This is a genomic window from Pseudovibrio sp. POLY-S9, assembly GCF_001431305.1.
Classification (GTDB): domain Bacteria; phylum Pseudomonadota; class Alphaproteobacteria; order Rhizobiales; family Stappiaceae; genus Pseudovibrio.
Genome location: NZ_LCWX01000263.1, coordinates 79,841 through 86,646, shown reverse-complemented (window position 1 = coordinate 86,646; position 6,806 = coordinate 79,841). Strand labels below are relative to the sequence as shown.

The window sequence follows — 6,806 nt, the reverse complement described above, 5'->3', positions numbered from 1 at the left end:
CTTCAAAAGCCAGAAATTGTTGGCTAGCTGACAAAAATATTTTACGAGGAATAGCTTCAAGTGCGCCCAGAACCACAATATTCCGCACACCCTCAGATCGCAGCTTCATAACCCATGCCGCTTGCCTGGCAAGGTTCTCATCAAAGCGACCATCTTCATCAGCAAACAGACTGTCTTCCATTTTAAACACTCCGTCTATCTGCAATGCAAAGCCTGCTGGCGGACCAGCAAGCTCAAAAGAGCGCACCTTCAAAGGCCACTTCTGCCCTTTGAAGGAAACGCACATATAACCTAAGAACCTGACGTGAACCCGAAGGGCCTCGGTAGGTTCACATCAAATCAGGACTTTTCGAGTGTCTTTTCCAACTGCCCCATCAACTCATCGGCTGTCAGGTTCAGATGCAAAGGCGTGACTGAAATATAGCCCTCTTTCAAAGCATTGATGTCAGTCCCTTCACGCGCACTTGGTACACGATTTTGGAAAGCAAGCCAGTGATATGGATTACCACGGCCATCCTTGCGGCTTTCAATGTAGAGCGAACCCGCATCGCGCTTGCCCTGACGCACAACCTTAACACCTTTAACCATGTCAGGCGCGTCTTTCGGGAAGTTCACGTTCAGCAGCGTATCAGATGGCAGATTGAACTCCAGCAGGCTGCGGATCACACCAACAGCATGCGCTTCAGCCGTATCGTAGCTCGGGCCGAACTCAGATCCAAAAGCATATGCCTGAGACAGCGCAATGGAACGAACGCCCATCAAAGTGCCTTCCATAGCCGCAGCAATGGTGCCGGAATACGTCACATCATCTGCAATGTTCGCACCCCGGTTGATACCGGAAAGAACCAAATCAGGTGGTGTATCCATGATGGAACGAACCGCCATGATCACACAGTCAGTTGGAGTACCGCGAACCGCGAAGTGACGGCTGTCAATTTCACGAACGCGTAAAGGATCATTCAAAGACAGGGAGTGCGCCACACCGCTCTGGTCGGTTTCTGGTGCAACAACCCAAACATCATCTGAAATCTGCCGCGCAATGCGCTCCAAAACCTCAAGACCCTCAGCGTGGATCCCGTCATCGTTGGTTAGTAAGATACGCATATCGCAGCAATTCCTCATATAAGTCGCGCAGTGCAGCAGAAGAACGCTACCGCCCTTCTGCTGAAAATACGCTTACATCAATTGTTAAGCGCCAATGACTTCAAGGCCATTCATGTATGGGCGAAGAACCTCAGGAACCGTAATTGTTCCGTTTGCATTCTGATAGTTTTCCATCACCGCAATCAGGCAGCGCCCAACAGCAAGGCCAGAGCCGTTCAAAGTATGAACGAATTTCAGAGCCTTCTCGCCTTCCACGCGGTAGCGTGCATTCATGCGGCGGCCCTGGAAGTCACCACAAACAGAACAGGAAGAGATCTCGCGGTAAGCATCCTGACCTGGCAGCCAAACTTCAATATCGTAGGTTTTGCGAGCACCAAAGCCCATATCACCAACACACAATGTGACAACACGGTAGTGCAAGCCAAGCAGTTTCAGAACCTTTTCAGCAGACTCACGCATCCGCTCCAGCTCTTCCAGAGAGCTGTTCTCATCCGTAATAGATACAAGCTCACACTTCTGAAACTGATGCTGACGCAGCATACCAGCCGTATCACGACCAGCAGACCCAGCCTCAGAGCGGAAACAATAGGTCAGAGCAGTCATACGCAGTGGCAGGTCTGCCTCAGCAAGCGTCTCACCAGCAACCACATTCGTCAGCGGAACTTCTGCTGTTGGAATAAGCCAGTGATCATTTGTCGTACGGAACAGGTCTTCAGCAAACTTCGGCAGCTGGCTCGTACCGTAAAGCGCATTATCACGCACCAACAGTGGTGGAGAAACTTCGGTGTAGCCGTTTTCCTGCGTGTGCAGATCAATCATGAACTGACCAATCGCACGCTCCAGACGCGCAATCTGACCTTTCAGCAACACAAAACGGGAGCCAGACATTTTAGCAGCGGTTTCAAAGTCCATGCCGCCAAGTTGCTCACCCAGCTCGTAATGCTCTTTCTGCTCAAAGTTGTTACGCGGCTTTTCGCCATGCGTGTGCAGCAAAACGTTGTCAGCCTCATCCGCGCCAAGCGGAACATCCTCATGAGGAATATTGGGGATAACAGCCAAAGCATCCTCAAGCGCAGCGTTCAGCTTGCGTTGTTCCTCTTCGCCGTTCTGGATAAAGCTTTTAATTTCGGCAACTTCAGCCTTCAGGGCCTCTGCTTTTTCCTTGTCGCCCTGGCCCATGGCCATGCCGATTTCTTTGGATGCGGAGTTACGGCGCTGCTGCGCCTCCTGAAGCTTGGTGGTGTGGGAACGGCGCGCATCGTCCAGTTCAACGAGCAGCGCAGCGCGTGGCTCTTGGCCGCGTTTAGCGAGAGCTGTATCAAAGCTCTCCTGATTTTCACGAATCCACTTGATATCAAGCATAACTTAGTAACCCCGGCAGGTTTGCCTTCAAATAACCCGCCGGGAAACTCGTAAATCAGGATGGAAGTGAGACTAGGCCTCTTCTTCCGCTTCCTTCTCTTTACGTTTCTTCTCGACGAGCCTTACACAATAGATGGAGACTTCGTAGAGAAGCAGAGTAGGAAGTGCAAGACCGATCTGCGAAATCGGATCAGGAGGTGTTAAAATTGCCGCAGCTGCAAACGCAGCAACCACAGCATATTTCCGCTTACCCTTCAAAGACTCAGAGGTCACAAGACCCGCGCGTCCCATAAGCGTCAAAACAACCGGAAGCTGAAAAACCAGACCGAACGCGAAGATCAGAACCATCACGAAGCTCAGGTACTCACTCACACGCGGAAGCATCTCAATGGACGCTTGCCCGTCCATGCCCATCTGCTGCATGGCAAGGAAGAAGCCCATCGCCATTGGCAGCACAAGGTAATAAACTAGCGACCCGCCAATCACGAACAAAATAGGCGTCGCAACCAGATACGGAATAAATGCACTGCGCTCGTGCTTATAAAGCCCGGGCGCCATAAACATGTAAATCTGACTAGCAAGAACCGGGAAGGCAATAAACAGCGCCCCAAACAAAGCCAGCTTCATCTGGGTGAAGAACCATTCGTGCGGTGCGGTGTAGATCAGCTTGACTTCAATGCTTTCCCCGGCCGCTGCCGAAAACGGCTCGATCAGGAAGTTGAAGATGTCATTTGAGAAGTAAAAGCAAACCGCAAAGGCAATAGCGATCGCAATCACCGACTTCATCAGGCGGGAGCGCAATTCGATCAGGTGCTCAATCAGTGGCGCACGCGAATCTTCAATTTCGTTATCACTCATAAAATAGCCGCCCTAGCTTTCATCTTTGCTGGAAGGAGTGCTTGCGGCACTTTCTTTTGCTTTTTGCGTGGAAGCCAGCTCAGCTGAAGAAACAACTTTCTGCGTCGGAACCTCTGCTTTCACAGGCGCAGCTTCTGGCGCACTGTCCGGTTTACTCTCCGAAGAGCCCTCACCGTTCAGCGAGCTTTTCACATCGCTCTCCGCAGTTTTCATGCTGTCCTGAAGCTTTTTCTTCTCGTCCGCCAATGTCTTTTTCAAGTCATCAAGTGGATTGAAGTTTTGTGCGGCATCAGCCTGCTTCCGCATTTCATCAATGCCGGTCTGCTTCTCCGCTTCTTTGACAGCGTCATTCAAACTAGACTGAAACTCGCCAGCCATACGCCGCACACTGCCGATTGTGCGCCCGATTGTGCGCAACATGCCCGGCAGTTCTTTGGGGCCAACCACCAAAATGGCAACCACAGCAACAAGCAGCAGCTCTGTCCATGCGATATCGAACATAAAGAAGCCGTTTCGTTAGTGTCTCAATGACAGCCCGTTGCCAGGCTCTCATCATAGACATGTCGTGCCGCCAACGGCACATTCACTAGGGAAAGGCGTAGATCACAAACTCTAAGCCAGAAAACGCCGACTTTCCCTAGGTAATTTACACAGACTACCTTAAAGGAGACTTAGTCCTTTTTCGCGGTGTCTTCAGTTTTTTCCTGCGCATTCACGGTGTCACCCGGCGCATGGTCGATCACTTTAGGATCTTCTTCTTTTTCTTTTGCTTCCGCAGCATCATCATTCAGCCCCTTTTTGAAGCTGTTGATGCCCTTTGCAACATCGCCCATCAGCTCGGAAATCTTTCCGCGACCAAACAGCAGAACTACGACAACCGCGATGATGACAATTTGCCAAATACCAATTGAGCCCATCAACCAAACTCCTTAAGAACCCTGAACTGTGTTTTGAGAGACACTACATCCCCCAGATACTAATAGGTAGTATCCAGAAGAATTACCCACTATGATTTACTGACGTCTCTCGCCCAAAAACCAAAACATTCTCTGCATTTATACACAAGTCTATGACATTTTCTGGGTAGAATTGTAATACATCCCTCGTACGAATACGTAGAAGACGCTCAATTCCATCAACTTGTACGTCCAGAAGATCTGTCTCACCTGCCATTGCGCGAGAAATTACTCTGCCTTTGAACTGTCCCTCACCATGGCATACCTTTAAGTGATGTGGTCTTACACATAAGGTCGCATGAGCCCCTTCTTCAAGGCCATTAGAGGAAAAATTCCCGATAGGCGTGACCACACGGCCACCAACAACTTTTCCGGGTATCTCATTGAGATCGGAAAAGAATTTAGCGGCAAACAAACTATTCGGGCGGAAGTAGATATCCTCTGGCGTCGCCAGCTGTACCACCTCCCCATTACGCATCAGCGCAATTCGGTCACCCACACGCAAGGCTTCTTCAGGATCATGGGTCACCACAACCGCTGTCGCGCCTTGCATTTTGATCATATCCAGCGTCTGCGTGCGCACATCATCACGCAAGCGACTGTCCAGTCCTGAAAATGGCTCATCCATCAACAAAGTATGAGGCCGCGGTGCCATTGCACGCGCCAGCGCAGCACGTTGCTGCTCACCTCCAGACAATCCATGCGGATAATCATCCAGATACTGGCCAAGTCCAACCATGTGCAGCGCATCACGCGCACGGCGCTCGGCCACTTCAGAAGAAAGGTCGGAAAGACCAAACTTCACATTCTCAAGAATCGTTAGATGCGGAAACAGCGCATAGTCCTGGAACATAAGCCCCACACCGCGCTTTTCCGGCGGCAGAAAAGTCCGCTCATCGGCAACCACAGAACCATTGATCCGGACGCTTCCCTGTTGCTGACGCACAACACCAGCTGCAATACGCAGCACCGTTGTCTTTCCGCAACCAGAATGCCCTAGCAAACACAGCACTTCTCCGCTTTTCAAAGAAAGCGAAACACCGCGAACCGCAGGTAAGTCCCCATAATGATGGTAGATATTGTCAAACACCAGCCGTTCTGATGCTGCAACCTTCCCTGGCTCCATTCGTCCCTCATAAAACTTGCAAGGCGGCGAACACAACATCGCGCCCCTTGCATGTGTTTATTTTTCTCCGGCGTCTTCTTCAAGTGCGCCAGTTGCAAACATTTCACTTTCTTCCAGAGGATCTTCATCTTCTGTCAGATCAATACTGTCATCCGGTGCTGGCACATGGAAGCTGGCAGGGATCGCACTATCAAGCAGCCCTGCCCCTTTCAGCTCTTCCAGTCCCGGCAAATCCTTAATGTTCTCAAGACCAAAATGATCAAGAAAATCAAAGCTCGTTCCATAAGTTACAGGACGCCCTGGTGTTCTGCGTCGACCACGCATGCGCACCCAACCCGTTTCCAGCAGCACATCAAGCGTGCCCTTAGATGTAGAAACACCGCGAATATCTTCAATCTCCGCGCGGGTCACAGGTTGGTGAAAGGCGATAATAGCTAATGTTTCCAGCGCAGCTCGCGACAAACGCCGTTGCTCCACTGCTTCCCGGTGCAAAATAAACGACAGATCTTCAGCAGTACGGAACGACCACCGGTCCTCGGCAGACCGCAGCTGCACGCCACGCTTGCGATAATGAGCACGTAAGCGATTGAGTGCGCCGCGAATATCCCGATCACCGGGAATACGCTTTGTCAGCTCGGTAAAACTGAGAGGCTCCGCACTGGCAAAGATCAAAGCTTCAACCATGCGCTCCGTTTCTAAAAGCTCCCCGGCATCCGCAACTTCAATCGCCTCATCTTGTGAGACTGTGTCGAGCAGGTCTGGCGTTTTACTCATGACAACTCAACCTCTTTTTCCTGAAGCTCTTCAGCAGGCTCACCCGCACCAATCTCTTCCGGCGTCCGCTGTGAGGCACGCACATAGATCGTCTCGAACGGCCCGGACTGCTGAATATCGATCACGCCTTCACGCACCAGCTCCAGACTGGCCGAAAACGCAGAAGCCATAGCCGTCGCCCGCTCCTGCGGGTCTTCCAGATAAGCCGTCAAAAATCGCTCAATCGGCGTCCATACTGCGACCTGCCCCACAAGACGGGTCAGAATATCGCGCGCGTCCTGAAGCGACCAGACCTGACGCCGCTTCACATGCACGGACGTCACCGAGTGGCGCTGGCGCTGAGACGCATACGCCATCAGCAAATCATAAAGCGTGGCAGTCCAGACACTGCGCCGTTCCACCGACACCGTTTCAGGAGCACCACGCGCAAACAAATCCCGTCCCAGACGCGACCGGTTCATCAGCTTTGCAGAAGCATCCCGCATAGCTTCTAATCGTTGCAGACGAAACGCCAGCGCCGCTGCCAGCTCTTCACCCGTCGGCTCATCGCTGTCTTTTTGCTGCGGAATAAGCAAACGGGATTTCAGATAAGCCAACCACGCCGCCATCACCAGATAATCTGCAGC

8 protein-coding genes and 1 pseudogene are annotated in these 6,806 nt (G+C 51.7%); all 9 read right to left on the bottom strand.

What is annotated here, in order from left to right; all coding sequences use genetic code 11:
• Positions 1 to 247: pseudogene (locus tag PPL9_RS32235) on the bottom strand (hypothetical protein); the annotation flags it as partial.
• A 92-nt stretch (positions 248 to 339) separates the two neighbouring features.
• Positions 340 to 1,104, bottom strand: coding sequence for a 5'/3'-nucleotidase SurE (gene surE / locus PPL9_RS30580; RefSeq protein ID WP_057466254.1), 765 nt, complete (start codon positions 1,102 to 1,104; stop codon positions 340 to 342).
• Between the two features lie 84 nt (positions 1,105 to 1,188).
• Positions 1,189 to 2,466, bottom strand: a complete 1,278-nt coding sequence (serS, locus tag PPL9_RS30575; protein ID WP_057466253.1) for a serine--tRNA ligase — start codon at positions 2,464 to 2,466, stop codon at positions 1,189 to 1,191.
• A gap of 72 nt (positions 2,467 to 2,538) precedes the next feature.
• Positions 2,539 to 3,324 (bottom strand): twin-arginine translocase subunit TatC, encoded by a 786-nt coding sequence (gene tatC / locus PPL9_RS30570; RefSeq protein ID WP_057466252.1) that lies wholly within the window; start codon positions 3,322 to 3,324, stop codon positions 2,539 to 2,541.
• 12 nt (positions 3,325 to 3,336) lie between these two features.
• Positions 3,337 to 3,825, bottom strand: coding sequence for a Sec-independent protein translocase protein TatB (tatB, locus tag PPL9_RS30565; RefSeq protein WP_057466251.1), 489 nt, complete (start codon positions 3,823 to 3,825; stop codon positions 3,337 to 3,339).
• A 170-nt stretch (positions 3,826 to 3,995) separates the two neighbouring features.
• Positions 3,996 to 4,241, bottom strand: coding sequence for a twin-arginine translocase TatA/TatE family subunit (locus PPL9_RS30560; protein WP_057466250.1), 246 nt, complete (start codon positions 4,239 to 4,241; stop codon positions 3,996 to 3,998).
• An 82-nt stretch (positions 4,242 to 4,323) separates the two neighbouring features.
• A complete protein-coding gene (locus PPL9_RS30555) occupies positions 4,324 to 5,406 on the bottom strand; it encodes an ABC transporter ATP-binding protein (RefSeq protein ID WP_057466249.1) in 1,083 nt (360 codons plus the stop codon).
• 57 nt (positions 5,407 to 5,463) lie between these two features.
• Positions 5,464 to 6,180, bottom strand: coding sequence for an SMC-Scp complex subunit ScpB (gene scpB, locus PPL9_RS30550; RefSeq protein WP_057466248.1), 717 nt, complete (start codon positions 6,178 to 6,180; stop codon positions 5,464 to 5,466).
• Positions 6,177 to 6,806 (bottom strand): ScpA family protein (locus tag PPL9_RS34615; protein WP_244273513.1); only part of this gene is annotated, 630 nt, incomplete at its 5' end. The genes PPL9_RS34615 and scpB, both read right to left, overlap by 4 nt.